The sequence below is a fragment of the Sphingosinicella sp. SM1-17 genome (genome assembly GCF_056821765.1).
Genome location: NZ_JBPDIO010000001.1, coordinates 2,449,011 through 2,475,679 on the forward strand (window position 1 = coordinate 2,449,011; position 26,669 = coordinate 2,475,679).

The 26,669-nt window shown below is 64.8% G+C and carries 41 protein-coding genes; 27 read left to right on the forward strand and 14 right to left on the reverse strand.

Annotation, left to right across the window (positions count from 1 at the left end):
• Positions 1-29: 29 nt before the first annotated feature.
• The 3 genes from ACRYLT_RS12175 to ACRYLT_RS12185 form a co-directional block, all read right to left on the reverse strand.
• Positions 30-662, reverse strand: coding sequence for a hypothetical protein (locus ACRYLT_RS12175; protein ID WP_482664360.1), 633 nt, complete (start codon positions 660-662; stop codon positions 30-32).
• The gene (locus ACRYLT_RS12180) at positions 659-823 is read right to left on the reverse strand and encodes a hypothetical protein (RefSeq protein ID WP_482664361.1); all 165 of its coding nucleotides are present in this window, start codon (positions 821-823) and stop codon (positions 659-661) included. Before ACRYLT_RS12180 ends, ACRYLT_RS12175 begins: the two co-directional genes overlap by 4 nt.
• A 212-nt stretch (positions 824-1,035) precedes the next feature.
• Positions 1,036-1,254, reverse strand: coding sequence for a hypothetical protein (locus ACRYLT_RS12185; RefSeq protein WP_482664362.1), 219 nt, complete (start codon positions 1,252-1,254; stop codon positions 1,036-1,038).
• 122 nt (positions 1,255-1,376) lie between these two features.
• Here ACRYLT_RS12185 and ACRYLT_RS12190 point away from each other — a divergent pair, with 122 nt between their 5' ends.
• The gene (locus tag ACRYLT_RS12190) at positions 1,377-2,579 is read left to right on the forward strand and encodes an RNA-guided endonuclease InsQ/TnpB family protein (protein WP_482665441.1); all 1,203 of its coding nucleotides are present in this window, start codon (positions 1,377-1,379) and stop codon (positions 2,577-2,579) included.
• Positions 2,580-2,758: 179 nt separating this feature from the next.
• Here the strand turns inward: ACRYLT_RS12190 and ACRYLT_RS12195 are convergent, their stop codons facing one another.
• The 7 genes from ACRYLT_RS12195 to ACRYLT_RS12225 all read right to left on the reverse strand — a co-directional run bounded on the left by ACRYLT_RS12195 (position 2,759) and on the right by ACRYLT_RS12225 (position 6,589).
• Positions 2,759-3,667 (reverse strand): recombinase family protein, encoded by a 909-nt coding sequence (locus ACRYLT_RS12195; protein ID WP_482664363.1) that lies wholly within the window; start codon positions 3,665-3,667, stop codon positions 2,759-2,761.
• Between the two features lie 26 nt (positions 3,668-3,693).
• The gene (locus ACRYLT_RS12200; protein WP_482664364.1) at positions 3,694-4,608 is read right to left on the reverse strand and encodes a PD-(D/E)XK nuclease-like domain-containing protein; all 915 of its coding nucleotides are present in this window, start codon (positions 4,606-4,608) and stop codon (positions 3,694-3,696) included.
• Positions 4,605-4,850: a hypothetical protein gene (locus tag ACRYLT_RS12205; RefSeq protein WP_482664365.1), complete on the reverse strand. Its 246-nt coding sequence runs from the start codon at positions 4,848-4,850 to the stop codon at positions 4,605-4,607. The genes ACRYLT_RS12200 and ACRYLT_RS12205 overlap by 4 nt, the downstream gene beginning before the upstream one ends.
• Positions 4,847-5,038, reverse strand: coding sequence for a hypothetical protein (locus tag ACRYLT_RS12210; RefSeq protein WP_482664366.1), 192 nt, complete (start codon positions 5,036-5,038; stop codon positions 4,847-4,849). The genes ACRYLT_RS12205 and ACRYLT_RS12210 overlap by 4 nt, the downstream gene beginning before the upstream one ends.
• On the reverse strand, positions 5,035-5,355 hold the full coding sequence (locus ACRYLT_RS12215) for a hypothetical protein (RefSeq protein WP_482664367.1): 321 nt from the start codon (positions 5,353-5,355) through the stop codon (positions 5,035-5,037). The genes ACRYLT_RS12210 and ACRYLT_RS12215 overlap by 4 nt, the downstream gene beginning before the upstream one ends.
• Positions 5,352-5,591 (reverse strand): hypothetical protein, encoded by a 240-nt coding sequence (locus ACRYLT_RS12220; protein WP_482664368.1) that lies wholly within the window; start codon positions 5,589-5,591, stop codon positions 5,352-5,354. The genes ACRYLT_RS12215 and ACRYLT_RS12220 overlap by 4 nt, the downstream gene beginning before the upstream one ends.
• 335 nt (positions 5,592-5,926) lie before the next feature.
• Entirely contained in the window at positions 5,927-6,589 is a 663-nt protein-coding gene (locus ACRYLT_RS12225; protein ID WP_482664369.1) for an XRE family transcriptional regulator, read from the reverse strand.
• A gap of 85 nt (positions 6,590-6,674) precedes the next feature.
• Here ACRYLT_RS12225 and ACRYLT_RS12230 point away from each other — a divergent pair, with 85 nt between their 5' ends.
• Positions 6,675-6,893 (forward strand): YdaS family helix-turn-helix protein, encoded by a 219-nt coding sequence (locus tag ACRYLT_RS12230; protein WP_482664370.1) that lies wholly within the window; start codon positions 6,675-6,677, stop codon positions 6,891-6,893.
• A gap of 52 nt (positions 6,894-6,945) precedes the next feature.
• On the opposite strand, the gene ACRYLT_RS12235 is transcribed toward ACRYLT_RS12230, so the two are convergent.
• Positions 6,946-7,371, reverse strand: a complete 426-nt coding sequence (locus tag ACRYLT_RS12235; protein WP_482664371.1) for a hypothetical protein — start codon at positions 7,369-7,371, stop codon at positions 6,946-6,948.
• A 48-nt stretch (positions 7,372-7,419) separates the two neighbouring features.
• Here ACRYLT_RS12235 and ACRYLT_RS12240 point away from each other — a divergent pair, with 48 nt between their 5' ends.
• On the forward strand, positions 7,420-7,659 hold the full coding sequence (locus ACRYLT_RS12240) for a hypothetical protein (protein WP_482664372.1): 240 nt from the start codon (positions 7,420-7,422) through the stop codon (positions 7,657-7,659).
• Here ACRYLT_RS12240 and ACRYLT_RS12245 read toward each other — a convergent pair.
• Positions 7,649-7,855: a hypothetical protein gene (locus tag ACRYLT_RS12245; protein ID WP_482664373.1), complete on the reverse strand. Its 207-nt coding sequence runs from the start codon at positions 7,853-7,855 to the stop codon at positions 7,649-7,651. The genes ACRYLT_RS12240 and ACRYLT_RS12245 overlap by 11 nt on opposite strands.
• A 251-nt stretch (positions 7,856-8,106) precedes the next feature.
• Between ACRYLT_RS12245 and ACRYLT_RS12250 the strand changes: the two genes are divergently transcribed.
• The 17 genes from ACRYLT_RS12250 (at position 8,107) to ACRYLT_RS12330 (ending at position 20,499) form a co-directional block, all read left to right on the forward strand.
• Positions 8,107-8,235 (forward strand): hypothetical protein, encoded by a 129-nt coding sequence (locus tag ACRYLT_RS12250; protein WP_482664374.1) that lies wholly within the window; start codon positions 8,107-8,109, stop codon positions 8,233-8,235.
• A gap of 3 nt (positions 8,236-8,238) precedes the next feature.
• Positions 8,239-8,388 (forward strand): hypothetical protein, encoded by a 150-nt coding sequence (locus ACRYLT_RS12255; RefSeq protein ID WP_482664375.1) that lies wholly within the window; start codon positions 8,239-8,241, stop codon positions 8,386-8,388.
• A complete protein-coding gene (locus ACRYLT_RS12260) occupies positions 8,378-8,788 on the forward strand; it encodes a hypothetical protein (RefSeq protein ID WP_482664376.1) in 411 nt (136 codons plus the stop codon). Before ACRYLT_RS12255 ends, ACRYLT_RS12260 begins: the two co-directional genes overlap by 11 nt.
• A complete protein-coding gene (locus ACRYLT_RS12265) occupies positions 8,788-8,952 on the forward strand; it encodes a hypothetical protein (protein WP_482664377.1) in 165 nt (54 codons plus the stop codon). Before ACRYLT_RS12260 ends, ACRYLT_RS12265 begins: the two co-directional genes overlap by 1 nt.
• On the forward strand, positions 8,952-9,173 hold the full coding sequence (locus tag ACRYLT_RS12270; RefSeq protein WP_482664378.1) for a hypothetical protein: 222 nt from the start codon (positions 8,952-8,954) through the stop codon (positions 9,171-9,173). The genes ACRYLT_RS12265 and ACRYLT_RS12270 overlap by 1 nt, the downstream gene beginning before the upstream one ends.
• On the forward strand, positions 9,170-9,445 hold the full coding sequence (locus tag ACRYLT_RS12275; protein WP_482664379.1) for a hypothetical protein: 276 nt from the start codon (positions 9,170-9,172) through the stop codon (positions 9,443-9,445). Before ACRYLT_RS12270 ends, ACRYLT_RS12275 begins: the two co-directional genes overlap by 4 nt.
• A gap of 2 nt (positions 9,446-9,447) precedes the next feature.
• Positions 9,448-9,879, forward strand: a complete 432-nt coding sequence (locus tag ACRYLT_RS12280; RefSeq protein WP_482664380.1) for a GapR family DNA-binding domain-containing protein — start codon at positions 9,448-9,450, stop codon at positions 9,877-9,879.
• A 2-nt stretch (positions 9,880-9,881) separates the two neighbouring features.
• Positions 9,882-10,400, forward strand: coding sequence for a hypothetical protein (locus ACRYLT_RS12285; RefSeq protein ID WP_482664381.1), 519 nt, complete (start codon positions 9,882-9,884; stop codon positions 10,398-10,400).
• Positions 10,397-11,254 (forward strand): DNA adenine methylase, encoded by an 858-nt coding sequence (locus ACRYLT_RS12290; protein WP_482664382.1) that lies wholly within the window; start codon positions 10,397-10,399, stop codon positions 11,252-11,254. Before ACRYLT_RS12285 ends, ACRYLT_RS12290 begins: the two co-directional genes overlap by 4 nt.
• Before the next feature lie 450 nt (positions 11,255-11,704).
• Positions 11,705-13,168, forward strand: a complete 1,464-nt coding sequence (locus tag ACRYLT_RS12295) for a replicative DNA helicase (RefSeq protein ID WP_482664383.1) — start codon at positions 11,705-11,707, stop codon at positions 13,166-13,168.
• Positions 13,165-13,965: a YdaU family protein gene (locus ACRYLT_RS12300; RefSeq protein WP_482664384.1), complete on the forward strand. Its 801-nt coding sequence runs from the start codon at positions 13,165-13,167 to the stop codon at positions 13,963-13,965. Before ACRYLT_RS12295 ends, ACRYLT_RS12300 begins: the two co-directional genes overlap by 4 nt.
• Entirely contained in the window at positions 13,965-14,294 is a 330-nt protein-coding gene (locus tag ACRYLT_RS12305; RefSeq protein WP_482664385.1) for a hypothetical protein, read from the forward strand. The genes ACRYLT_RS12300 and ACRYLT_RS12305 overlap by 1 nt, the downstream gene beginning before the upstream one ends.
• Before the next feature lie 271 nt (positions 14,295-14,565).
• Positions 14,566-14,868: a hypothetical protein gene (locus ACRYLT_RS12310; protein ID WP_482664386.1), complete on the forward strand. Its 303-nt coding sequence runs from the start codon at positions 14,566-14,568 to the stop codon at positions 14,866-14,868.
• Complete coding sequence (locus ACRYLT_RS12315; protein WP_482664387.1) at positions 14,868-15,311, forward strand: terminase small subunit; 444 nt, start codon at positions 14,868-14,870, stop codon at positions 15,309-15,311. The genes ACRYLT_RS12310 and ACRYLT_RS12315 overlap by 1 nt, the downstream gene beginning before the upstream one ends.
• On the forward strand, positions 15,286-16,824 hold the full coding sequence (gene terL / locus ACRYLT_RS12320) for a phage terminase large subunit (RefSeq protein ID WP_482664388.1): 1,539 nt from the start codon (positions 15,286-15,288) through the stop codon (positions 16,822-16,824). Before ACRYLT_RS12315 ends, terL begins: the two co-directional genes overlap by 26 nt.
• A 353-nt stretch (positions 16,825-17,177) precedes the next feature.
• Positions 17,178-19,544: a phage portal protein gene (locus ACRYLT_RS12325; protein WP_482664389.1), complete on the forward strand. Its 2,367-nt coding sequence runs from the start codon at positions 17,178-17,180 to the stop codon at positions 19,542-19,544.
• Between the two features lie 103 nt (positions 19,545-19,647).
• A complete protein-coding gene (locus ACRYLT_RS12330) occupies positions 19,648-20,499 on the forward strand; it encodes a phage minor head protein (RefSeq protein WP_482664390.1) in 852 nt (283 codons plus the stop codon).
• 1 nt (position 20,500) lies between these two features.
• Here the strand turns inward: ACRYLT_RS12330 and ACRYLT_RS12335 are convergent, their stop codons facing one another.
• Positions 20,501-21,070 (reverse strand): hypothetical protein, encoded by a 570-nt coding sequence (locus ACRYLT_RS12335; protein WP_482664391.1) that lies wholly within the window; start codon positions 21,068-21,070, stop codon positions 20,501-20,503.
• 71 nt (positions 21,071-21,141) lie between these two features.
• Here ACRYLT_RS12335 and ACRYLT_RS12340 point away from each other — a divergent pair, with 71 nt between their 5' ends.
• The 7 genes from ACRYLT_RS12340 (at position 21,142) to ACRYLT_RS12370 (ending at position 25,977) form a co-directional block, all read left to right on the forward strand.
• Complete coding sequence (locus tag ACRYLT_RS12340) at positions 21,142-22,314, forward strand: DUF2213 domain-containing protein (protein WP_482664392.1); 1,173 nt, start codon at positions 21,142-21,144, stop codon at positions 22,312-22,314.
• 13 nt (positions 22,315-22,327) lie between these two features.
• Positions 22,328-22,777: a structural cement protein Gp24 gene (locus tag ACRYLT_RS12345; protein WP_482664393.1), complete on the forward strand. Its 450-nt coding sequence runs from the start codon at positions 22,328-22,330 to the stop codon at positions 22,775-22,777.
• Between the two features lie 11 nt (positions 22,778-22,788).
• Complete coding sequence (locus ACRYLT_RS12350; RefSeq protein WP_482664394.1) at positions 22,789-23,790, forward strand: major capsid family protein; 1,002 nt, start codon at positions 22,789-22,791, stop codon at positions 23,788-23,790.
• A gap of 4 nt (positions 23,791-23,794) precedes the next feature.
• Positions 23,795-24,118 (forward strand): hypothetical protein, encoded by a 324-nt coding sequence (locus ACRYLT_RS12355; protein ID WP_482664395.1) that lies wholly within the window; start codon positions 23,795-23,797, stop codon positions 24,116-24,118.
• A 111-nt stretch (positions 24,119-24,229) separates the two neighbouring features.
• A complete protein-coding gene (locus ACRYLT_RS12360; RefSeq protein ID WP_482664396.1) occupies positions 24,230-25,138 on the forward strand; it encodes a hypothetical protein in 909 nt (302 codons plus the stop codon).
• Positions 25,139-25,180: 42 nt separating this feature from the next.
• Positions 25,181-25,600, forward strand: a complete 420-nt coding sequence (locus ACRYLT_RS12365; RefSeq protein ID WP_482664397.1) for a DUF4054 domain-containing protein — start codon at positions 25,181-25,183, stop codon at positions 25,598-25,600.
• Positions 25,597-25,977, forward strand: a complete 381-nt coding sequence (locus ACRYLT_RS12370) for a hypothetical protein (RefSeq protein WP_482664398.1) — start codon at positions 25,597-25,599, stop codon at positions 25,975-25,977. The genes ACRYLT_RS12365 and ACRYLT_RS12370 overlap by 4 nt, the downstream gene beginning before the upstream one ends.
• Before the next feature lie 27 nt (positions 25,978-26,004).
• Here the strand turns inward: ACRYLT_RS12370 and ACRYLT_RS12375 are convergent, their stop codons facing one another.
• Positions 26,005-26,610 carry an NYN domain-containing protein gene (locus ACRYLT_RS12375; RefSeq protein WP_482664399.1) on the reverse strand — a complete coding sequence of 202 codons (606 nt, stop codon included), beginning with the start codon at positions 26,608-26,610 and terminating at the stop codon, positions 26,005-26,007.
• Positions 26,611-26,669 lie beyond the last annotated feature (59 nt).

A 26,669-nucleotide genomic window follows, 5' to 3' on the forward strand; every position in this document is an offset into this window, starting at 1 on the left:
CGAGAAGGGAAGAGCCGGTGGCGGGGAGGTCAGCCATTGCCGTCCTGCCGTGCGTAGGCGCCCTCCCAAAAACCATCGTCGTCAGACCGACGATCGATGTTGACCTTCTCGACGCGGAAGGTGAGCGCGACGACCTGCGGGTTGGCTTCCCAGCTGCCGGGGCCGTGGAGGTGCCGCCACAATTTCGCGAAACTCGCTGCCGCTCCCTCAGTCGTCTCCACGCCCGTAAGACTGTGCGGCCATATCCCGGGGACATAGTAGAAGGGTGGGTCGGCCGTCTCGTACTCAACGCCCTCGGCGACTGCGTCGCCATCCGTGATCGCCTGCAGCGGCTCGACCCGCACTGCCTCGACGATCAGGGTCAAGCGCGAGGCCCAGCGGGGCATGTGGATCGAGGGGCGCCACTTCGGCTTGGACCGGTCCCAGGCGGCGGCATAGATCGCAGCGTCTTGAGGCTCGTGCGGGCAGACCGTCTGTTGGACGCCAGCGCTGAGCCGGTATGCGGTCGCCGGCACGATGGCGAAATTCTCCCGCACCCACAGCCGGTCGTCCGGCTCGCACAGCCGCAGCGGCGACGTAGCCAGGCGCCTGGTTTGCGTCTTGCGCCCGTCGAGGAGCGCGCGCACCATCGGCGCGGAAAAGATGATGGAGCGGTCGGTCATGCGAACAGGTCTCCTGCCGCCATCTCCGCCCGGGCGCGCTCGGCAATGCCGGCCCTGCGCTTCGGCGCGTCGTATCGGTTGTGGCAACGCTGGCACATCGCCTTCAGGTTTTCGTCGGCGCAGTTCTCCGGGACGTGATCCAGGTGCGCGACGGTCAGCACGACCTTTGAGCCCGTGTCGGGATGGGCCTCGCCGTTTCGGGCGCTGCATCGGGGTTTCTGGTCGATGTACTCCCCGTGCCGTTCCCGACCATGCTCCTGCCCGCACTCTCCATTGCACTCGCAACGATTGCCGGCTCGCTGGAAACGAATGCGCTCGCTGATCGCCTTCCAGTCCTTTGGGTAGCGTGCGCGATTCTCAGGCCGGATAGGCACTACGCCGCCCTCCGCAGCACCACCGGCGCCGCATCCTTCACCGCTGCCCAATCGACCTCGATCGTTCCGATCGGTACGCCCATCCTGTGGGCCACGGCGGCGCGCGCGATTCGGACGTGGTCGATGTTGGTCCGGTGGACGAATGCGCCGTGTGTGCCGACATGCCGGCGCTCGAAGGGGTCGAGGTGGATCTCGTCCCAAAGTGTCGATCTGGACATCAGCCCTAATCCTTCGCGGGAGGGGCGGACGCGCAGCCCTTGCCGGCTCGCTTTACGAACCTGGTAGCCGTGTGCGCGGTGACGATGATCATGGGCGGGTTCCGCGATGGGCAGCGGCCTTGATGCGCAGCGGCGGCACCGATACTATTCGACTTGTGATCCAGCGCGCTTTTCGGTTCCGCCTTGCACCCACGCCGGAGCAGGAAGCGACACTTAATCAAATCGCCGGCGTCACGCGCCTTGTCTACAATCTGGCTTGGGAACAGCGACGCGACTTCTGGCGACACTATCGAGCGCAAACTGGTGGGACACTTAACTTCGCTAGTCAGGGGCGCGAAGTCACTGAGCTGCGGCGTCAGTTCGACTGGGTCGCCGCAGTACCGTACACCTGCCTGACCCAAGCGCTCCGCGACCTCGACAAAGCGTTCTCTGCATTCTTTGCCGGCCGCAGTCGCTTCCCGACGCCTCGCAAGAAGCGAATCAATGACAGCTTTCGCCTTCAGGGGCGGGAGACTGGAGTGCGGATGATCAATCGGCGCTGGGCGGCGGTTCGAGTTCCAAACCTGGGCTGGGTCAAGTTTCGCCGGACCCGCGAAATCAAGGGTCGACGCCTTAGCGCGACGTTCGCCAATGATGCTCTTGGCTGGCACGTCTCGTTCGCTTGTGAATTGGAGCATGAGCCGCCGCTCAATGACAACCTGAGTGTCGGCATTGATCGCGGTATCGCGGTCAGTCTCACACTGTCCAATGGCGAAACTTTCAACCTGCCGCGACTCGCCGATTTGGAACAGCGCAAGCGCCGAGCCAACCGGGCCTTGTGCCGCTGCCGTCGAGGATCGAAGCGCCGTCGTAGGCGGCTGCGCATTGTAGCGCGTCTCAGTGCTCGCATCGCGCGCATCCGGAGTGACTGGCAGCACCGCATCTCCCGAAACCTTGCTGATCGCTTCGGGACGGTGGCGATGGAAGATCTGAAGATTGGCAACATGAGCGCGGCCGGTAGAGGGAAGCGCGGCCTGAACCGATCGATTCTTGAGCAGGGCTGGGGCGGCTTCGCCACCAAGCTCGCCTATAAGCTCGAAGAACGGGGAGGGCGACTGATCCTCGTCAACCCAGCCTACAGTTCGCAGACCTGTTCTACATGTGGAATCGTTGATGCCGGCAGCCGCAAGAGCCAAGCGGTGTTCGCCTGCATCGCCTGCGGCTTCACTGACAATGCGGACAGGAATGCAGCCGAAGTGATCCTGCGCCGAAGCACGGCGCTGATGCCCGTGGAGGGACGCGGTTGCGCGCCCGGTGAAGCGGGAACCATTCCCGAGGCAGCTTAGGGCCGTCACGGGCGTTCGCCTCCGGGCGTGGATGCTGACACACCTGCAGCAGCGACTGCGCGCATCAGCCAGGTCCCATTCGTTACCACGCTTCAGCGTTTCTCGGCTGCTTCGTAGGCGGCTTCGACATCGGTCCTTATCTCCGGGTTCCACCAGGCGCAGGCCTCGGAAGCAGCGGATCATTTCCGGCCCTTCAGCGCCTGGATCCGTCCCAGCGCATGACTGGCAAGCTCGGCGTGATCATCCTCGGAAAGCTGGCCCTGATAGGACGAGACGAGCCGGTTCACGTCGGTGACCAGCTCCGCCGCGTCGACTGCGCGCTTGGCCTCGTCGAGCCCGGGCGCCTCGCCCCGTTGCTCGTCGGCGGGGCCTTCGGGGAGACACTCCGCGCTGTCGCCCTCCTGGGTTGAGGCCTCGGCGCCGCGATCGCCGGCCGCGGAGCAAGTTGGGGCTTCGTCCGACGAGGCTTGCGCCAGCAGCGCAGCGCCGGTCAGGGGTTCACGTCTCACCTCAGCGAACGAGACGTCTTCGGCTTCCTCGGCGGTCTGATAGCCGAGCATTACGTCGGGCGCGTAGAAGCGGACCAGGAAGGTCGCGCTGCGATAGCGCAGCATGACCTCCGGCATCGTCTTGTACTTGCTGTTGCTGGTCCAGCCTTCGGCCTTTGCCATCGCCATATCGGCGGTGAAGCTGACCTCCTCGCCCGTATCCGCGAGCGTGGCGTAGGCGGTGACGCTCAGGCTATCGCCGCTCCCCTCTATCCGCCAATTGATGCGGCCCTTGAACACGCCGGAGGCGTTGGCGCGAGCGATCATGTATTGCGCCGCGAAGCCGGCTTTGCCCTTCACGATGTGGATGTTCTGCATCACCACGAGCGGGGATTCGCCCATCGCCTCCGCCATCTGGAGAGCGATGAGGCAGTTCGCCGCGGCCTGATCGGCGCCGCCGGCGCGCAGGTGCTCAGGGATCAGCGGCGAAAGGGCGAACATCTTCGCCTTGTCCTTCATGATCGCATAGCCCTCGCGCTGCGGGGACAGCGTTGCGACCGCGGTGCCGGTGCCGTTGGTGTGCTCTGCCTGGGTAGCCATTGTCTCGGTCTCCTTCGTGGATGTGGTCAGGCCGCCGCCGACCAGGCTTGGTCGTGCAGCGTGGAATCGTCGTCGATCGTCTTGCGTGCCCAGCCGGGAAGGCCGACTTGGCTGGGCTCGTCCGAGTAGCCGGGCCAGCGGTCCGAGCTGAGGCAGTCGGCGAAGCGCCGGATCGCCTTTCGATTGAGCCAGCGGCCGCGCTCGATGTCTTCGCCGGGCAACTCGTAGAGCGAGACGACGTGCGGCGGATCCTTCTCGAGCACGACGTGGACCCAGTGCGTCGGATAGGCGCCGAAGATGGCCTTGATCCCGTCGCAGTAGAGCGCGGCGGCCTGATGGTAGCCGTTGTCGTCGATCGCTTTCGCAAAGGCTCGGGGCGAGCCATTGGCCGCCGTCTTCAGGTCCGGGATGATGAGGCGCTTGGTGGGGAGGAAGTCCGGCCGGGCGCGCAGCCACACGCCGGTTTCCGGATCCTGCCACGCCAGCGTCACCTCGGACTCGCCGCTGGTCAGCGCGGCCGCGGCGTAAGGGTTGGCGCGCAACGCCTCGGCCATGGCGAGGACGGTCTGCGCCTCCTCATGCTTCAGGACGGTCTTTCCCGCCTCGATCGCGGCCGCGCGCTCAGCATGCCACTCGGCCTGCGCCTTTGTGGCGTTCGCGTTGAAGTCCGCCGGCAGCACATGGTAGCACTCGGGCCACCGTTCGCTCAGCAGAAGCACGTCGTGCGCCGCCTTGCCGACCCGGAAATGCGGCTTGTCCTTCTCCGGCGGCCGGTTCGGGTTGAGCGGGCTGTCGAACCAGAAATGCCGCGGCGACTTGGTTCGGATCGTCTTCAGGCCCGAGGCGCTGATCGAAGGGCCCGGAAGCAGGTCCGGGTTGCGGTGATAGTCCTCATTCGAGATGCCGGGATAGGCGCCGGGGGCGGTGATCAGGGCGGTCACAACCCGACCCTCCTGAACCGAGGCCGCTGATCCGGCGCCAATGCGGTGACGACGGTCCCCTGATCGACCACGAGCCTGCAGCCATCGGCAAGGCGGACTGCAACCAGGCAGCCCATCTCGGCTGCAGCATCAAGCGCGCGGGCGTGGGAGCGGATTTCTTCCAGGGCGGTGAGCGGGTCGGCAGCCGGATTGACCCGCTCCGTCCAGCGCTGACAGGCGTGGGCTGTGATCAGGGCGTTCATGGCAGCACCACCAGGGCGCCCCAGATCACGAGCGGCAGGATCAGAAGGAAGAAGATTACATCGATGATCGGCGAGCGCTGCCGGTCACGACACTCAGGCCGCGGCATCGAATGTCGTCCGGTCGCGGCGCGGTCGGACATGGCGTCGGCGAGCGTCTCAGGCGAGAGCGGCGGGAACTGGCGCCTCACAGCACGTCTCCGGGGATGACGCAGATTGGGTCGGCCCAAAGTTGCCGCACGCGCTGCGGCAGATGCTCGCCGGCGAGCCGGACCCATTGCGCCGGTTTCTGGCGAATCGCGTAAACGTGCAGCCGGACAGCCCCGTTGTCGGCTGTCTCGCGGATAAGCAGCTGCTCTCGGTGGAGACATGCGCTCTGAGCGGCGCGGACCGCTTCCGAGACACTATCGCACTCCCCGATCGACAGGGGCGAGGCCTTGCCGTCGCTCAGCCGGAAGGCCTCGAAGGTCGCGGCCTGGTAGCGGGTGAGGGTGGCGGTTGCGTTCACGCCGCCGCCCTCCGCGTTTCGATCTCGTGCCGCCGCCCAATTTCGGCCTCGGTGTCGGCGAGAAGGCGAAGGGCCTCATACTTCGCCGGCGTTGGAGCCGCCTCGTAGTCCGCCACTGCGGCGTCGAAATCACGCTTAACCTCGCGGCGGATGCGGCGCGCGACTGGACCGGTGTAGGTCCGGTGTGGGTTGCCGAATTGATCGACGCTGCTGCGGGTGGGAAGGGACGTGTCCATGGGCATCACAATAGCGATGCCTATAGTTCAGTCAATAGGGAAAATTATAGGCTATCTGATCAGGCCGTCATTTTCGGAACCATCCGGTCGCAACCTCCGACGCGCCTCTGTCCATTCCAGCGGAGGGTTCTCTTTAGTCTCGGTTTGTTCCATCAGCATATCGAGAGCTCGATCCTGGTTCCGGAAACGCCAGTGTAGAGCCTCCCCGATCTCATCGAGTCTCTCGCGTAGTCTTCCGACTTCATTGTGAGTGAAGGCATGTCCGCGGATGTTGCCCCAAACCCGTCCAGCGAAGAAACCCAGAAAGACTCCGATGAACAGACCGTGCTGCCAAGTCATATTCTGCGGCCGATCCAGATGACGCGGCCGACCACGTGCATTTCGTCATCAGCACACTCGATCGGCGGGATGGTCGAGTTGTCCGAAAGAAGTAGATACGTTCCATCAGGGCGCCGTCGCACGCGCTTGATCATACCGAGCTCGCCATATGCGACCGCCCAGATCCGATCTTGCTGCCGCACGTCCCGTTGTGCGGTGTCGATAAGAACTATGTCGCCGTCCAGGATGGTGGGCTGCATCGAGTCCCCTTCACCGCGTGCGACGAAGAGGTCAGCAATGGCACCGCGCATCATTGAGCGCAGCCACTCTCTTTGGAAAGGTACGACTCCCTTCTGTTCGTACTGATCGAAAATCGCGCCAGCGCCCATCGAATAGCCGAGCTCGAGCTCTGGCACGATCGCCAGGTCTAGCTTCTCGGCTAACGCCTCGAGGGCCGATGGTGCTACCGAAACGGGAGCGTCATCGTCCGTTTCACCGGCAAGATAGGCGGGAGAGGTTTCCAGCTCCGCCGCGATGCGATGAAGGTGCTTAGAACTGGCATTGTTGCCCTTGATGAGCGCGTTAATCGTCGGCTGAGACAATTTTACTCGACGCGCCAGTTCCGACTGGGAGATGCCCAGCTTCGTTAGTCGTTCTTGGATGCGAGTGCCGACGGACATGCGTGACAGTCTATAGGCGCGGCTATAAACCGCCACATTGGTTTGCCTATTGACTGATCTATAGCCGTGGCTATATGCAAGGCTCATGGCCAAAACACCATTATCCCGAGCGGTGGAGCTGGCGGGCGGGCAGTCCGCCTTCGCAAGGCTTCACGGCGTCTCACAGCCGACCGTTTGGGCATGGCTCAAGCAAGGCAAACCGCTGCCGGCAGAATACGTGCTCGCGACCGAGCGCGAGACCGGCATCTCCCGACACGATTTGCGGCCGGACCTGTACCCGCGCGACGAAGCGGCCGCAGCATGAGCCCACCTCCGATCGAGATCACGCTGCTTTTCTGCGTGGTGGTCGTGGCGCTTCAGGCGTTCTCCAACGCCTTTACGATGATTCTCTTGTCGCGAAACGTGCGCGCGCTGGAGGAGATCGTCAGCTCCAGCTGCGCCGGTCCGTTGACGATCGAAATTCGGAACGTCGCCGAGGAAAGGGGTGCCACGGTCCAGGACAGTCCGACGGGAGAGGCATAGGTGATCTCTGTCCCGGGAATGACCGAACCGCCAGTGTCCTCGGCATATTCGCCGAAGTGGATCCATCCTTGCGAGCGCGCCTCCGAGATCATCAGATGCTCGTTGAGCCGATTCACGACTTCCATGTACTCGCCGCCCCACCAGATCGCGGGCAGCTTTTCGCGACGCTCCTTCCAGCCACGCAGCAACCAGCCAACGAAAGCGCCGGCAAGGCCGACTGCACCGACCGCGACGGCTGCCCATTCCGCACCGATGATCATCAGGCGCGATCATAACGCGCGCGGACCTTGCTTGGCGAGGGCGGCAGCATGACTGCCCTCGACCTGATCGCCATTATGTCCGCCATCATTGCGGCAGGCGGCCTGATTGCCTTGGCACTTGATGAGCGCGCGCTGGGCTTCGCCGAAATACGTATCCGCAAGATCATCCGCGACGAGATCGATCGGCAGACGCTGATCCGGGCCGGACTCAGAGGCGAAGATCGCGAGCGTCTTCGGGCGGCGATTGCGCTCGACCGCGCCAGGAATGATGCCGATGCTAATCTCTAGCCGCCTCGTCGGCCTTGAGCTCACTCTCAAGGATCCGCAGCTTCTCCGCGTCCGTCGCTCGCACCGCTTTGTCGGCGTGGACGGCGGCGTGCCCCATCTCGAGGATGATGCTCGCCGAGTCTCCCTTGCCGATCGCCCCGGTTCTCCGCAGTCCTTCGACGAGGGCGCGGATGGCCATCCGTGTTGCGTAGTCCACTCTTGTCCTCCTGCTGAGCTGGCACTCGCAGGAATGACCGAAGGCGCGGGCGGGAGCAATCCAGTCCGCGCCGGAGGTGCCGCATGAGCCTTAGTGCCCTTCGCAGCGCCGAAACCCGCCGAGCCGCGGCGGAAGAAGGAATTTCCTTCGCCCGCGCCTGGGCGGCGAAGCGTCGACCAGTCCCTGCGCGCGATCCGTATCCGTTTCAGGATCATCGGGACTGTTCGCAATGGTCCGAGGCGGAGGTCTGAATGGACCGCATCCTCATCGGCCTGCTCGTGCTCGCCATTGTCTCGCTCGGATTGCTGCTGGCCGCCGCCTGGCGCGCGCCTGAGGGGTACGAGGACGAAGCTGGCTTCCACTACGGCCGGAAGGGTTGAGCGATGCAGTCTCAGCCCTCCACCAACACCCAGCCCGCCGACAAGACGCCGCCACTCGTCATCGAGGTCGAGCCGATCCCGCGCGGGCTGATGAGCAGGTCCTTTCATCCCGCCGCCAATATTCCGGAGAGGCAAGACGATCATGCCGCTTGATCCGAAGATTATCCGAAACTTGAAGCAGGCTCAGGAGCGGGTCTTCCGGCTCGCCAAGCGCGATCATGGGCTCACCCTTAAGGCGGTCAGCATGGACAGCGGGATCGATTACGACTCGCTGTGCAACTACGCCAAAGGCGAAACGCAGATGCCGGTTGGCGCCCTCTGCGCGCTTATCGGCGTAATCCCCGACGAGTTGCTGTCTCTCCTGCTGCCCGAGGGCAAGGCCATCATCTCGATCCCCGAGAACGTGGATCACGACGAGATCGCGGACCTGGTTTGCGACTACCTGCGCACGAAGCAGCAGGCCCACCACCCTGAGAGCCCAGCGGGGCGCGACATAGCGCCGTGTGAGGACAATATCCTTCGCGGCAAGTTTGCGCGGGTGAGGGCTGCCTGATGTACGGCGGAATCCCTCGTTCAGCTCCGATCGGACATCAGCGCGATGACGCCGAGCGCCGACTGGAATGCGCTCGTCTTGTTGCTGTCTTCACCGATGGCGAGGGCGACCAGGTCGAGAAGACCGATCGGCTGTACCGCTATGTGCGGGAGGGCAGGCGCTGATGCCGACCGGCCTTTTCCCTGTGCGCCGCGCCGAAGGAGGTCCGCGCAAGGGCTACACCCCAAACAACCGCCGTAGGGCGCTCAAGCTGCGCGAATTCGCGGAGCTGCTGAGCCAGGGCCTGCACCCTGAGCTCGCGGCGCAGCGGCTCGGCTTTTCACCCAGTTACGGACGGGTGATGCTCGGCAAAGTACGCGCCGCACTCGGATGGCAGGCGCGATGACCCAGCTCTCCCGCCGCTCTGTCCACCAACTGCCGCCCCGCTTCGTCCACCGCGATGGCGACCAGCTGCCCGGCGGCCGCCCCATGAAGGAAGACGCCTACGCCCGCGACTATCGACGCCTCGACGCACTGTCGCGGCAGCGGACGCTGACCATGAGCGAGTCCCTCCGCCTCGAGGAATGCATCCGCCGTCTCGATCGACGCGCGGCATGGCGGGGCAGCTACCGTGAAAACCCAAAGCGCCAGGGCATGGCGCACAAGCAAGGAGCCTGATCATGGCGAAGAAAGCCACGCCCAACGACGGGCCGACGAACATCTCGGCGGCCAAGGACACGATCAAGGAGGTCGTGCCGCGCATCCTGAACCTCAAGAAGGAGCGCCAGGCGATCAACGACGAGATCAAGGAGCTGCGCGAGCGGGTGAACGTCGCCGGTGTGCCGAAGAAGGCGCTCGATCACGCGATCCGCATTCGCGAGATGGATCCGGAGGACCGCCAGCGCTTCGACGAGGGGTACATCATCGCACGCGAGGCGATCGGCTGCGCGGTGCAACGCTCGCTGTTCGAAATGATCGAGACGCCGGCAGGGCAGGGCGACGACGAGCAGGAGGAGCAGCCGAGCGGCAAGTCGAACGGCTCCGATGCCCTGGCCGCAGCCCGCTCGCACCTCGGCCGCGCCCCGGGCGCTCCGGATGCTCTCACGGCCTAATCGTGTACCTGGGCCTCGACATTGCCACGCGCACCGGCGCCGCCCTCTGGATTCCCGGAACGGCGGCGCCGCGTCTGCTGTCGATCCGCCTTCCCGGTGACCCGGAATGCGTGAACCGTCCCATGGAGGCACTGCGCGAGGCGCTGGCAGGCCTGCACCAGCTGGACCCCATCACGCACCTGTTCTTCGAGGCGACGATCCTGCCCGGCAGGACGACGCCGGCGACGGTGTACAAGCTGTGCGCCCTGGCCGGCATGGCGGAGTGGTTCGCGCACCGGGTGGGTGCGAAGTGCCGCCGCGTCGAGCAGCAAAGCTGGCGGAAGCGCTTCATCGGGCGCGGGACCGGCAAGGGGCACGAGCTGAAGCAACTGGCGGTCGACCAGGCCCGGCGGCTCGGCTGGAACCCGCAGGACGATCATCAGGCAGAAGCCGCGGGCGTGCTCGATTACGGGCTCGCCTGCTTCAAAGTCGACGTGCCGTGGGCGGATCAGGCGCTGTTTAAGCGGAGTATGGCGGCATGATTGAGCCGACCCGCCCACTCCTCAGATGGCACGGCGGCAAGTGGAAGCTCGCGCCTTGGATCATCGGCTACTTCCCGGCCCATCAGGTCTATGTCGAGCCATTTGGCGGCGCCGCCTCGGTGCTGCTCCGCAAGCCGCGCTCGTATGCCGAAATTTACAACGACCTGGATCATGAGGCGGTCAATCTGTTCCGGGTTCTGCGCGATCCGCACCGCGCGGCCAGACTCGTTGAGCTACTGAGGCTAACTCCGTTTTCGCGCGATGAATTCGATGGCGCGTACAGTCCGGCGCGAAGTGGCGTCGAGCGTGCCCGCCGGCTCGTCATACGCTCATTCCAGGGGTTCGGCTCGGACGGTGCTACTGGCGAGTATCGCACCGGGTTCCGGGCAAACTCGAATCGCTCTGGTACTACGCCGGCTCAGGATTGGGCCAACTATCCCGACGCGCTTGCGGCGATCGTCGAGCGCCTGCAAGGCGTCGTTGTCGAGCGCCGAGACGCCGTCACCGTGATGCGCGCTCATGATCGCGCCGAGGCACTGCACTACGTCGATCCGCCCTATCCCATGGAGGTCCGGCGGCGCGCCAACCGGCGTAAGGATGGGGGCGGCACCTATCGCCACGAGCTCACACTTGAGCAGCATGCCGAGTTGCTGGAGGCACTGGACGACCTGGCTGGAATGGTCGTTCTCAGCGGCTACGCGACCGAGCTCTACGACGAACGGCTGAAGCACTGGCTGCGAGTCGAGAAGGCGACCTATGCGGACGGTGCCGCGCCGAGGACCGAGGTCCTATGGATCAATCCTGCTGCGGCCGAGAAGCTCGGCAACGGCCCGTTGTTTGAGGCCGCGGCATGACCCGGCGCTTCGCCAACGCCGACTCCCGCCCGCGGGTTCATCTCTGGCCGCAGCAGGCCGGCTGGCGCTTCTCGATCGGTCCGAACGGGATTCAGTCCCGCTGCTTCACGAGCATCGGCTGCGCCATCGACGTTGCGCTGCGAGAGATCCCGGCTGGCCGCGGTGCTGTGATTATCATCGAACCAATCCACAATAATCCACACCGGAGCCCGCTTGATCGGACTCCGGTCGGGAAAGCATAAACTCGGCGATGGGACAGGTACTCTCTTTCCGACCCGCAGACGCCGAGCTCAACGAGGCCTGGGCAGCATATGACGCCGCGCGCCTTCGCGTTGAGGCGCTCTACCGCGACGAGGCGAGCACGTCGGATCAGCGGCGGACGGCTGTGATCGAGGCTGAGCGGCTGCATACTGCGTTCCGCCGGCTGATGAGCAGGGCTGGCGCTTGCTGATGGCCACGCTGCTCCGCCCAATGCAACGCAATCAGGATTATCCGCCCGCGCTCATCAACACCGAGGCGGAGGCAGCCTTCCTCGGCGGCTTGATGGCCCAGAACGGCCTCGTCGACCAGGCAGCCGAGCGAGTTGGCGTCGAGGATTTCTCCTGGGGCTTTCACCAGCGGCTCTATGCCGCAATCCTGTCCGAGGTCGCGGCGGGCCGGCTGGCGACGCCGCCGCTGCTGCGCAATCACTTCATCCACGACGAAGAGTTCCAGTCCGCCGGCGGCTTTGAGTATCTCGCTGGCCTCACTGGATCCGGCGCCGCGGTCATCGGCATCTGGGACTTCGCCAAGCAGATCGTCGATCTCGCCAAACGCCGGCGCCTGCTCGACGAAATGCGCGCGCTCCAGGGCAACGTCGTCACCCTCACCGACAACCCGGTCGAGCAGCTGGTCGAGAGCATTGATTCCGCGCTCGCCTCCGCTTTGTCGCGGGCGCAGACCACGCGGTCCATGACGATCGCGCAGGCCTTCGACCGGACCCTGCAGCAGATTGAGGACGAGGCCGCAGGGAAGGGGCCCCAGGGCATCCGGATCGACGGCCTTGCCGACTTCAATGAGCTGACCGGCGATCTTCGCCGCGGTGAAGTCATGATCCTCGGCGGCCGGCCGAGCATGGGGAAGACGGCTGTGGCGCTCTCCGTCACCCTCGGCGCCGCGCGTGCGGGGTTCGGAACCCTGTTCATCAGCCTTGAGATGCGGGTCGAGGAGCTGCTCGCCCGCGCCATCACGGACCTCATATTCGAGTTCGGCAATTCGCCCACGTTCGACCAGGTCCGCCGCGGCCGCTTCAGCGCGTTCGACAGGCAGCGGATCGACGCAGCGCGTGCCCAGATTGATGACTGGCCTCTCATCATCACGGATCCGCCAACCCTCGGCATTGGTCGCTTGGCCATGATGATCCGCCGATACCAGCGCCAGATGGCAGCTCGCGGGCAAACGCTCGACCTTGTTGTGATCGACTATCTCGGGCTGATCCGTGGCAACGATCGCAAGGCCAAGCGCTATGAGGAGGTCGGCGAGATCAGCCGCATCCTCAAGCAGGTGGCGAAGGAGTGCGACGTTGCCCTCGTGGTCCTCGCACAGCTGAACCGCGAGTGCGAGAAGCGCGAGGACAAGCGCCCGCAATTGGCCGACCTTCGCGATGCCGGCGACATCGAGCAGGACGCGGACGTCGTCATGTTCGTGTTCCGCGAGGAATATTACCTCGAGCGCGCCGAGCCGGACGCGGACGACAAGAAGAGGGCCCAGTGGGAGACCGCGATGGGCCTTGCTCGCGATCGGATCGAGCTCATTGCAGCCAAGGTGCGGCAGGGCAGGGTAGGCAAGAAGCTCTGCTACTTCTTTGGCGCGCACCAGGCCGTGCGCGGCTCCGGCTACATGGCGGATCTGGCGAAGAAGGATGCGTTCTTGTGAGTGAGAAAGCCGATACCTGGATGCCGCTGTACATCGGCGACTATCTCTCGGCGACGACGCGTCTGACGACGGAGCAGCACGGCGCTTACCTGCTGTTGCTGATGGACTATTGGCGCAACGGGCCGCCGCCGGCCGACGATGTCGTGCTGGCCCAGATCGCGCGGCTGAGCCTTCCCGCTTGGCGGAAGATGAAGGCTGTCATACTTGCCTATTTCAAGGTGCAGGATGGCCTACTCGTCCACAATCGAGCCGAGAAGGAGCGAAGCCGGGCGGACGAGATCACCGAGAAGCGACGCATCGCAGGCAAGGCGTCAGCCGAGGCGCGTGCTCGTCGCAAGAATGAAGGAACAGGCGAACAAAAGCAGGAGCAAAACGACAACACACGTTCAACACATGTTGCAGCAAACGGCCAACAAAACGCCAGACCTTCACAGTCACCTTCGCCTTCCTCACTTCGTTCGGAACCCCCCGACCCCCCGAACAAGCCAGCAGGCATGCCGCAGGATGTGAAGGCCGTCATGGAGGAGGGCGGATACGTGCAGCCGCCGCCGGACACCCGCCTGCTGAAGGAATGGTACGCAGCCGGCGCGACGCTCGAGCAGGACATCCTTCCTGTCATCCGGCGAGAAGCCGAGAAGCTTCGGGGCAATACCGGCAAGCCTCCACGAACGCTGAAGATTTTCGATCCGCATGTCCGCGAGAAGCTAGCCACAGACGCTGCCGAGATCGAACGGCTGAGGCGTATCGAGCGACGATACCAGGCCATGGACGAGGCTCAGGCGGGAGGGCCGCATTGATGGGCGTCCGCTACGGTCACAAACCGCCTGCGCCCTATCCGACAGCGAGGAGGGTGCGGGCGGCACTGAGGTCGCTGAACCTTCCCGACGGGACGGTGAAGCCATACCGGCCGCTGCCGCGTGACTTCGCCGAGGTCTACATCCGCATGGGCTGGGACGGGATTGAGGATCACTACGGGACGAACTGGCGAGTGATCCGTAGATGGATCGAGCTCGCCGGCGGCGATCGGCTCAGGCGGGCCAGGGCTCTGTACGTCGCAAGAACCCGTGAGGAGCGGCGAGAAGCGCGGCGCTTGTCGGCGGTTAAGGCCGCGGCGGCGAGAGGGTAGGATCGCGGCAATGTTCAAGAATGTTAAGATTGAACAGTGGCGGCAGCTTGCGGACGCGATCGGTTCATTCGCCCCGATGGCCCATGCCCTCGTAGACGCTGACCTGATAGTTAAGTTGTTCTCCCGGCAAGATGATTGCTACGTCTACGCCCTGTGCGATCCTCGCACGGATAGGGCCTTCTACATCGGGAAGGGGACAGGCGCACGCGCCCTAGCTCACCAACGGGATGAAGCTGCGGGGAAGTGCCAGAACCCCTTCAAGGCGGAAGTCTTGTCGGACCTGCGGGTTCGCGGCCTGTGGTCTACGATCTATGTCATCGCTGATGGCCTGGACGAGGCAGATGCCCTCAGATTGGAGCGGCTGCTGATCGTCCGCGCCCGCCATGCCCTCACCAACATCTCGCTCGGCGAAGTGCCGGAGATCGATCGAGTCAGGGCCGAGGCCCGAACCGGCCTTGGTCAAATCATCCCACTTTGCCAGCTGCTCCGCCAGGAGCCGGACCCATTCCGTTTGCGCGTCTGGCACGACGTCGTCAGCACGCTCAGCCGTATAGCTGTTTCAGGCTGCGCCTGATGGGCCTGACCGCCAAGCAGCGAGCGTTTGTCGCTGAATACCTCGTCGACCTCAACGCGACGAAAGCCGCGATCCGTGCTGGTTACAGCGAGCGAACGGCAGCCGAGCAGGGTGCAAGGCTCCTGAAGCACGAGGAGGTTTCTGGTGACATTGCTGCTGCCATGGAGAAGAGGTGCGAGGAGACTGGAATTGATGCATCGTGGGTGCTGAAAAAGGCCGTGGCGCTTCACCGCGCGGCAGTTGAGGCCAAGGCATTCGCGCCGGCCGCCAGAGCGCTCGAGCTGGTCGGCAAGCACATCGACGTGCAGGCGTTCAAGGAGCGGATCGAACACGGCGGCCGCGTCGAATATTCCAACCTCAGCGATGAAGAGATCGACGCTCGAATTGCGGCGCTGCTGACGCCGACGGACAAGAGCGATGGACCTCGCGACACTCGACACTAAGACCAAACTGCAACTGCTGCCATTGCTCGAGGAGAAGCAGTCTCGGCAGTTGGCGAGGCAACGCGACGCAGAGCGCCGGCGCACCGCCGAGCACCGCGAGACGATCCGCGACCGCTGCCGCACTCTCGCGGGCTTCGTACGCGAGGCCTGGCACGTTCTCGAGCCGAGTAACCCCTATGTCCACGGCTGGCATGTCGACGCGATCTGCGAGCATCTGGAGGCAATTACCCGCGGGCAGATCAACCGGCTGCTGATCAACGTCCCGCCCGGCACGATGAAGTCGCTGCTGACGGGCGTGTTCTGGCCCGCATGGGAGTGGGGGCCGTGTGGCCGGCCCGCCACCCGCATCATCGGCTCGAGCTATTCCGAGGACTATGCCAAGCGCGACAATCGGCGGATGCGCGACCTGGTCACCTCGGAATGGTACCAGGCGCTCTGGGGTGACCAGGTCCAGCTCGTGCGCGCCGGCGAGATGGCGTTCAGCAACACTGCGACGGGGTTTCGGCAGGGCATCCCGTTTTCGCGCCTCACCGGCGGCCGCAGCGATCGGGTCATCATCGACGATCCGCACAGCGTCGACGGCGCTGAGTCCGAGGCCGAGCGCAATGCGACGGTGCGGACCTTCCGGGAATCTGTTCCGACCCGCCTCAACGACCCGGCGCGGTCGGCGATCGTCGTCATCATGCAGCGGCTGCACGAGCAGGACGTGAGCGGCGTCATCCTGTCCCTTGGGCTGGGTTACGAGCACCTGATGCTTCCGATGGAGTTCGAGCCCGAGCGGCGCTGCGTGACCTCGATCGGGTTCGAGGACCCGCGCAGCTACGATGGCGAGCTCCTGTTCCCGGAGCGCTTCCCCCGGGAGGTGGTTGAGCGCGACAAGGTGCCGATGGGGAGCTACGCCGTGGCGGGACAGTTCCAGCAGCGCCCGGCGCCGCGGTCCGGCGGCATGTTCCAGCGCGGCGACTTCGAGATCGTCGATGCGCTTCCCGCCGGCACCCGTAAGGAGGTCCGCGCCTGGGACTTCGCCGCAACGGAGGTGAAGGCGGGCAAGCGGCCTGACTGGACGGTGGGCCTGAAGATGGTGCTGATTGCCGATGTCTTCTACGTCGTCGACGTCGTCCGCGGCCAGTGGAAGGCCTCGGAAGTCGAGCGCACACTGGTCAACGTCGCGAGTCAGGACGGCACCCGGGCCCGGATCCGTATCCCCGAGGATCCCGGAGCTGCTGGCAAGGCTGATGCGCAGACGAAGATCAAGCTCCTCAAGGGCTATGACGTGACTGCGGTTAAGCCGACCGGCGATAAGGCGACCAGGGCACGGCCAGCGAGTGCCCAGGCTGAGGCGGGCAATGTGAAGCTGTTGCGCGCGGAGTGGAACGAGGCGTTCCTGGATGAGGTCTGTACGTTCCCGGCCGGCACGCATGACGACCAGATCGACGCGTTCGCGGATGCGCTGAACGAGCTCGCGCTGGGCGGAGGGTATGATTACGCGTCGGCGTTGCGGCAGGGGATCTGATATTGCTCGATCCGTTACCCCTCAGTAATGACTGCTTTGGACCCAATCCGGTCGGAGTGCCAGATTTGATCACATGCCCATTGATTGTCTACGGCTTCGGCGAGCAGAAGGCCTGGGGAGATTGGGACTTTGAACAACTTCCTTCGCCCGGTGATATGATCAGCGTCCCTGACGCCCTCGCGCGAAGCCATACTCTGCGAGTTCGTTGCGTAGAGCATTTCCCCGCACGCCCCTCACGTGGCATTGATCGACCACCGAGTTCCATGATTGTCACTGATTGGGTCTCGGAGGATTAGCCACAGGCGCCTCTGACGGCGGTAAGCGCTCTCCGACCCGGCGCGTAAAGCCGCCCCATGGGCATCCTGCTGCGCGTCCACGACGGATTGATCAACGCCCTGTCCGGCATGGGCGGCAGGAACGACCAGCGCACGGGCAACCGCTATTGCTTCCGCCCCCTGAGCCACGCCGAGATCGAGATTGCGTATCGCGGCTCCGGCACAATGCGCAAGGTCGTCAACATCCCGGCCTTCGACATGGTGCGCGCCTGGCGCGACTGGCAGGCGGATAAGGACCAGATCGAGAAGCTCGAGGCCGAGGAGCGCCGGCTTGGGCTCAGGGCCAAGGTCATGGAAGCCGAGATCCTGCGTGGGCTCGGCGGCGGCGCGCTCCTCCTGATTGATGGGACCGAGCCGTCACGGCCGCTGTCGCCGACGATGCAGACGGCCTCGCTCCTCAACGTCGCCGTGCTGAGCCGCTGGCGCCTCACCGGCAAGGACTGGATCGATGACGCGAGCGATCCCGGCTACGGCACACCGGAGCGATGGGAGCTGACCACGACGCGCGGGCCCCGGCCGATCCATCCAGACCGCGTCGTGTGCTTTCGCGGCGACCCAATCCCCGACTTCACCACCTTCGCCGGCTCCTACGACGATCGGTTCTGGGGTGAATCTCGGGTGCAGCAGGTCCTCGACGCGGTCCAGGACTGTGATGCTGCGCGATCGGCCTTCGCCTCGCTCGTCCACAAGGCGCGCAACAACATCGTCGGCATGCCCGGGTTATTGCAAATGGTGGCGACGGCCGAGGGCGAGCAGCTCATCGCCAAGCGCATGGCCGCCTTCGCGATGGCTGAGAGCCTCTACAACGTCACGCTCAAGGACAACGGTGACGGCAAGGAAGAAGGCTCGGGGGAGACCATCGACCATCAGCAGGTCACCTGGAACGGCATCCCCGAGGTGATCCGCGTCTTCGCCGAGGCTGTCGCGTCCGCGGCCGATATCCCCATGACGCGGTTGTGGGGTCGCGCAGCGGAGGGAATGAACTCCAGTGGCGAGTCACAGCAGAAGGACTGGAACAAGATGGTGGAGGCGCGGCAGACGCTGATGCTGCAGCCCTGCCTTGACCAGATCGACGCCGCCCTCATCCCGTCGGCGCTGGGAAGCCGGCCGGAGGAGGTCTGGTGGCAATTTGCTCCGCTCGACACGCCAACCGAGGCCGAGGAGGCAACCCGGTTCAAGACGACGATGGAGGCGGTCGAGAAGGTCCAGAACACGGGCGCCGTCCCCGAAGTCGCGTTCTCCAAGGCGCTCCAGAACACGCTCGTTGAGGGCGGCTGGATGCCCGGGCTCGAGGGCGCGCTGGACGAGGTGCCGGAGGACGAGCGGTACGGGATCGAGGCGCCCGAGGCTGATCCGGACGCGATCGCCGCCATGGAGCGCGCCGGCACCATCACGGCGGAGCAGGCTGACGCGCTGATGCTCGATGCGGCACCGCGGTCGCTGTACGTGCGCCGCGATGTCGTCAACGTGGCCGAAATCGCGGCCTGGGCGCGCAAACAGGGCCTGCCCGAGCTGCAGGAAGGGCTGCACGTCACGATCATCTATTCGCGCCGGCCCGTGGACTGGCTCAAGGCTGGCAGCGCGTGGGGCGACGAGAACGGGCGGCTCACAATCCCGCCGGGCGGGCCTCGCGTGGTCGAGCCGCTGGGCGATCGCACCGCGGTGCTCATGTTCGCCTCGACCGAGCTGCAGTGGCGGCACAAGCGGATCATCGAGGAGGCCGGCGCCGAGCACGGCTTTGACGAGTACATTCCGCACATCAGCCTGACGGGTGAGCCCGTCGATCTAAACGGGGTCGAGCCGTACCGCGGGCGGATCGTGCTGGGGCCGGAGATTTTCGAGGAAGTGAAGCAGGGAGGTGGGCCCGAGGCCGCCGTCCCTTTCGCTGATGCCCGCCGGCGCCTCTCGAAGGCAGGTCGGCTCGGCCGCCGCAACTCCCACTTCGATCCGACCCAGCCGCGCGGGCGGGACGGGCGGTGGATCCCGACGGGGACGAGGGCCTACATCGATACGGCGGCGCGGGGCCAGACCGGCAGCAAGTCGCATCGGCTCGGACCGATTGCACCCTCAGTCCGTCAACGCCTGACCAGCCTTGGCATCGACACTCGGGGGCGGGATGTCGTGCTCGACGCCAGTCGGGTACGTCACGCGTTGCTACGGCATGGTGCGGAGCGCCGTCCGGGCCAGAGGAGCATCACGGCCAGTGATATCGCCTCCGCCGGCTTCCTGCTGAACCGAGCCCGCCAGGTCCGTGCGCTGAGGCCGAACCCCTATGGCGGGCAGCGCTTCATCGCGTCCACGCAGCATCGCGGTGACCGCATCTATGCGATCTACGAGACCGGCAAGCGCGGTGTGAAGCTCGTGACGATGTGGATCAGAGGGTGAGGTCCGCGGCGTCCAATGCCAGCGCCGAAGCGCACCCTGGACTTTACGGCCAAACCGACCGCGGCTCAGGTTCAGCATATACCCGAAACCGGGTGAATCTTCAATGACCCGCTTCGATCTCGCCGCCATGCTCCGCCGGGCCCGCAACCCGCGCCGCCGCGCGTTCGTCCTGCGCGAGATCGTCCCCACCGGCGTGATGGCGACCGACCTCTATCGTGCTGTCTATCGGCCGGTCATCGAGGCCTGGGCACGCGGCGCCGAGCGGATCATCGCCGAGTATGCGCGGACGCTGGCGCAGATGACGACGGATTCACCCGCTGACATCGAGGTCGAAATCAGCGGTATGGACACGGAGCTGCGCCGGCTCCTCCTCGAGCTGACGCCGCGGCTGCGCGACTGGATCGTGCGCGTCGAGCGTTGGCACCGCGGCAAATGGCGGGGCGCTGTGCTTTCGGCGACCGGGATCGACATCGCTACCCTGATCGGACCAAAAGACGTGCGAGAGACGCTGGCGGCTCTCATGCAGCGCAATGCCGAGCTCGTGCGCAACGTCTCGGAGCAGGCGAGGGGGCGCATTGCCGACGCGGCGTTTAGGGGCCTGTCGAACCGGACGCAGGCCCGCGAGGTGGCGAAGGAGATCCGGGAGGCCGTCGGCATGGCGCGGAGTAGGGCGCTGCGCATCGCCTCAGACCAGATGGCGAAGGCGGCGAGCGCGCTGGATGACGAGCGCCGGCGTGAGGCTGGTCTGGATGTCTGGAAGTGGCGACACTCGGGCAAGCGGCACCCAAGGGAGAGGCACCTGGCCCGGAACGGGGCGCTCTTCAGCGACAATCCTGCGCGCGTCGGGCGCGAAGTCGACGGCCAAACGGTGAGGGCGCAGCCGGATCCTGAGGACCAGCCTGGGCGGCCACCGTTCTGTGGGTGCCGGAAACAGGCCGTGTTGGTGCTGGATTAGCTCACTTGTGCTGCTGGAGTTCCGTCTCCAGCAGAAGGGACAGCACCTCTGGCTCTGGCTTTGCTCGAACCGTGTACCCATCGGCAGTGTAAGCGTAAGCTCGAACCCTCGTGAGCCTGCGGCCAAACAACGGATAATCGCGCGTGAACAAGGGGTCCTCCGCCTTGCGAGCCACACCTTCCAGAAAGTTCTGCATGAGCGCGTAGCACGAGACTTCGCTTCCCGCCTGGATCTCAAAGGGCGGCTGCGCTCCAATCCCAATGCCGCCTGTTAACTGGATCGCGGCCTTCTTTCGAAGCCACTTTGGAGCCCACCTTACCCAGCCAGTGGTCCAGCCGAGACCACGAATGTGGACGGGACGCTCGCCCAAGTTCACAACTGAGAACATCAGGACGGGAGGGTGTTCCTCACCCGCACCAAAAACGAGGCGCCTTCCAACTCTGACTTTCAGCCGTGGTCGGCGCCCATGGTACGCAATCCAAAGTGAAGCGACGACTGCCATGAATGTGGCGGCCGCGCCTGCTAGCTGTCCGATAGCCGCCCATTTAGTCCAGAAAAGCATTTCATCCATGACGAACATATCCTTCCGCGCTCGTCTGACGGCGGTAAGCGACACATCCTTTGCGCGGTACACGCCGCGGCATGCACATCCTCCTCGCCGACCGTCTCAAGCTAGGCAAGCCCCGCCGGACCAAGGAGGGCTACTACGCCGTCCGTGCCAGGGCCGCCCGAGCTGGCGTCTACGATTATCTTGGGCGTGAGATCGACCCCGAGGGGAAGCACTTCGCCGCTGACCAAGTTGTAAAGGTCTACCGACCCGAAGACGAGGTCTTCGCGAAAGACGCGGTCCACAGCTTCCTCATGAAGCCGATCACGGACGATCATCCTTCGGAGGCCGTCACCGCCGACAACTGGAAGCGCCACGCCAAGGGGGTCAATGCCGGCGCGCTTCGTGACGGCCAGTATCTCGCCTTCGACCTGGTCGTGATGGACCGCAGCGCGATCGAAGCGATCGACGCCGGTAAGCGCGAGCTCTCCAACGGCTATGCCTGCGAGCTGTCGATCGAGGACGGCATCGCGCCCGACGGGACCGCGTACCAGGCCGTCCAGCGCCAGATCCGGGGCAATCACGTCGCCTTGGTGCGCGCCGGCCGGGCGGGCTCGGAATGCCGCATTTCTGACGGCGGTAACACCCTCTTCCAGAATTGCGATGCTGTGCCCGTCATTTTGAGCGTCACCGACGCGATTGAGGAGAAGTCAGTGGCTACCATCATGCTCGACGGCCTGAAGGTCGACCTTTCCGACGCCGAAGCGGTCCAGGCCGCTTTCCGCAAGCTCGAGGACCGGGCGAAGGCGGAGAAGGATCGCGCCGATAAGGCCGAGACCGCGCTGGCCGACGCCCGCAAGGAGCATGACAAGGCCTTGGGCGCCAAGGACGCCGAAATCGAGAAGCTCAAGGAGCAGATCGTCGACGAATCGAAGATCGACGAGCTCGCCGACGCGAAAGCCGAGGTAGTCGGCAAGGCCAAAACGGTCCTGGGTGACAAGCTGCCCGATACCAAGGGCAAGACCATCTCCGAGGTGCGCCGCGCCGCTGTTGCCGCTCGCTTCGGGGATGCGGCGGTCGCCGACAAGTCCGACGATTATGTCGAGGCGCGCTTCGATGCGATGACCGCCGACGTGAAGCTGGGCGAGACGAAGCCCGAGCCGCTCCGCATTTCCATCGGCGCAAACGATGCCGCCGCCGGCCTAAGCACGGCGCGCGCCGCGTGGCTCGCCAGCAAGCAGACCGCCTACCGCGGCCAAGCCGCCTGAGGAGACCGAGACAATGGCAGTCATCCAGAGCGCGTTCCACGACGATCCGCCCCACGGCCACCCGGGCATGGAGGCCGACGGCGAGCTGTCGAACATTATCACTCGAACGCTCGAGGGGAGCTCGACCTGCGCGTTCGGCCGGCCGCTTTACCAGGGCACAGCCGATCGCGGCGCCAGCCTCACGGTCTCGGCGGACCTTCTCGGCTTCGCCGCGGCGCGCAAGGGCCTTCCGGTCCTGGCGCACCGCCCGGCGGACCATTACGCGCCCGACGACAATGTGCCGATCAAGAACCGCGGCAAGATCTGGGTGCACAGCACCACCGCTGCGACGAAGCGGCAGCCGGTCTACGTCACGGATGCCGGCGAGATCACCAACGTTGCCACCGACAACACCGAGGCTGTCGGCTGGGAATTCGACGACACCATCGCCGGCGCGGGCCTGGTCCGCATCGTGCGCCGCTAAGGGGAGCCGCAATGAGCAAGGTTCAGTTCTTCGACTCCGTCGCGGCGGCAGTCGCCCACCTCGAAGCCGAAGGCGGAGCTGCATTCGCGGACGCGATCCGCGGCGTCAACCTGGACGACGCCCAACAGACCGTCGCCTTCCTTCAGCCCCAGCTCCTGCGGGTCGAGCAGGGCGTCTACATGGTCCGTTACCCGCTGGCTGACTATGCCGAGTTCATGCCGGTCGACACGGCCGGCACGGTCTGGACCGCGGGGTCGCTCTTCTATTCAGGCGACATCGCCGGCAAGCCGGAATGGTTCGACGTGGCGGCGGACGACATGCCCTATGCCGACGCCACCCGGACCCAGTTCCTCCAGGAAAACCACGTGGCCGGCATCGGCTACAAGTGGAACCGGGGCGACCTGGAGCGAGCGCAGCAGCTCGGCGTCAACATTCTCGCCGATAAGGCGGACGCCGCGACCAAGACTGCCGAGCGGTTCATCCACCGAGTCGGCATGCTCGGCGACGGGTTGAAGTTCGCCACCGGCTTCATCAACGATCCGCTGGCGACCGCCGACACAGCGCCTGCGGCGATCACAGCTGCTTCCGATCCCGACAGCGACGTCGCGGTCGTGAACGACGCGCTCACCTCGATTGAGGTCAACACCAAGGAGACCTATCGCGCGGACACGTTGGCGATGCCGACCAGCACGTACCGGATCCTCGCGTCAAAGCGGATGACCGACACCGGCATGTCGGTCCTGGCCTATCTCCAGGCCAATTCGGTGATCGGCCAGGAGATCACGATCAAGCGGACCCGGCACCTCGAGACCGCGGGCGCCGGCGGCACGAAGCGCATGATCGCCTATGCCAACACACCGGAGGTCCACCGCTTCCACCTGCCCGGCGGCGGCCACCAGTTCTTCCCGGCTTGGCAGAAGGGCCCATTCTCGTGGGAGGTGCCCGGCATTATGTCGATCGGCGGCTACGAGAACCGGATCCCGCTCGCCAAGACCAACATGGACGGAGTCTGATCCCATGGCGACTTTCAATAACCCCACGCCCGGCGCGCGCGTGATCCGCATGAAGAGTGGGGCCTCGCACCTGCTCGCGCCCGGCGCGACGATCGACCTCGACGAGCGCGAGGTTGCACAGGCCCATCCGGAGGTGACCGTCGAAGGCGACGCGGGCGCCGAACCCGGCCCGCTCGACGGCAGCGTCGCCGACCTGGAGAAGCACCTCGAGACGATCGACGATCCGGATGAGGTACAGCGCCTCATCGACGCCGAGACCGCCGGCAAGTCCCGCAAGGGCGCGCTGGAGGTGCTCGAGGCACGCCGGGACGCGTTGCTCAGAGGCTGATCCAGACAAGCACCGCCGAGCGGGGACGGTTTGCCTTCGGGCGGGCGGCCCCTTCTTCTTGGATAAGGGACTTCGTTGAAGTATCGTTTGCGTAACCATATGGGGACGAGAATGGCGAAGGCTCCGGAAGCACAAGATGGGGTGGGCGACCAAGTCGCACTTGGAACGCAGGCTGATGATCGGGTCATCTGTGGCGTTGTAATGCCCATCTCGTCGACCGCGGGCCACGACGAGCTGCACTGGGCGGCCGTGCAGCAACTGGTACATCGCGCAATCACCTCAGCAGACATGGAGCCGAAAAATGTGTGGAGCGGAGCCGCCACCGACCGGATCACCACTCGGATACTGACGAACCTATTCGCGGCACCGATCGTGGTGTGCGACATCACTGACCTGAATGCGAACGTGATGTTGGAACTCGGCATGCGGCTTACCTCTAAGAAGCCGACGATCGTCATCGCCGAGCGTGGCAGTATCATCCCGTTCGACATCAAAGATTTCGAGGCGCTCCTCTACCCTCCGAACCTCAGCATTCTCGAGATGGAGTCTTTTCTCGATCAGTTGACTGACCAGCTCAAAGAGAAGCACACTGCGTACGTGGCCGACGAATACCGATCATTCCTTGAGGAGGTCGATGCGTTTCAAATAGTTCAGCCTACCCCGAATGAGGTAACGCCTAGCCAATTTATGCTCTCACAGCTTCAAGAGATCTCAGATCGACTAACAAGGATTGAGGCACGGTCTCGACCTACAACCCCGGTTAAGACAGGCAGTGTTATCTACTACGCGGTCGTACCGGCTCGGATGGCGCCTCGGGCAGAGGTTCAACTTCGCGAAATTTTCGGATCTGGGAACGTGGCGAGGCACGCTGTGTGGGAAGATGACATCGCGTACGCTGTTGCCCTTCCAGGACCGCTGGAGGAAACACCGCGACATGCGAGGCAGCTAGCCGAAATTGTTCACATGATTGGCGGATCTATAGGTCTTGCCCCCGACGTGGCACGCCAAACAAGCAACTGACGGCGGTAAGCGAGGTCGTGAGCGCGGCGTAGGACCGATCCCATGGCCTACGACAAGCCGACGCCCGCCGACCTGAAGCAGCGCTACTCGGCTTTCGCGGCGGTCCCAGACGCGACCATCCAATACTGGCTCACCGACGCTGAGCGCACCGTCGATACAACCTGGCTCGAGGCCGACTATGCCATCGCCATCATGGCGCTGGCGGCCCACCACATGGCCGAGCAGGGCATTGGGGCGGGGTCCGGAGGTTCGGGCGCCGCACTTCCTGCCGGCGTGACCCGGTTCCGCTCCGGGGCGATGGACGTCTCGATCAGCGACGCCGCGGCGGCCCGGGCGGCCGCCGGCGGCTATGCCTCGACCCGCTACGGCCGTGAGTTCGCCACGCTCCTCCGCCGGAGCAAGGCTGGCCCGCGCGTCGTCTCGTCGCCGCTGCCGCCGTGCTGCGGATACCCGATCTGGTGAGCATCGCAGACGCCTTCGCCGACATCGCGCTCGGGTTCTCCGCAGCGGGCCTCGGGGCCTTCCATGATGCCCTAGCGAAGTGGCCCGGCGAGGCGGTCTATGACGACGGCGGATCGATCGTCACGCCTGGCGTGCCGGTTGCGAAGTCCTGCTCCGTCCAGATTGATGTGGCTACGGAGGGGATGCGTCTGACCGAGGGCTTCGTCGACGGCGACATGCGGCTGCTGGTGCTGGCGGCGACGCTGGAGGGCGAGCTCGACACTTCCGCCATCGTCGACGTGCTGACTGGCCCATATGCCGGTACGAGCTGGATGGTGGCGAGCGTGAGCCGGGATCCGTGCGGGACGTACTGGGAAGCGCGGGGGCGGCGGGCATAGCCGCTTCCGTCCGCAGAGACCGCAAGCCTATTTTTTCCTCCGGTCGTCGGGATGTTTCCACCAAGAAGGAGGGTCGTAATCAGACGGTCTGACGATCGTTCCTACCCGGCCGGGGACGGAACTCGGAAACAATGATTCTTCGAGCTGAACCAGCTTTAGCGGCGCATGGTGCTTCGTGTAGGTCTTAATCTTCTCCGGTACGTCCCGCCCCAGCGTAGCGATGGCCACGAGCTTCTTATTCGCAAAGCGGTCCTTGAAGCGTCGTGCTGTTGCGGCTTGATCCGAGTCAGCGGTGAGTAGGAAGGCAATGTCGTAAACGTCATCCTGTGCGTCGAGAATGAGTTCTAGCGCCAGGTTAATGTCGGATTGCTTTTCCAGCCGCTTTCCGTTGGGCTCAAAGACATGGTGCCCCGCAACTATGGCGACACCCACTGCCCGAAGTGCCGAATTGTAGGTTAAGTGGTTGCTTCTGCTGTTGCCTGCCTCGTCCGGTACGGCGGTGCAGAACGCGACCTTAATGAGCTGCGCTTTGTGGGCGCGGCATAGTATCTCGCCCAGCCGCCAGAGGTTACTCCATTTCAGCCACGGCTCCCCGTGGTCCACGATGGAATGATAGAGATTGAACCCGTCCACATAGAGGGCGGCCCTCGGTGCTCCTTGCATTGTCCCCATGTATCGACTATCTGGTCCTC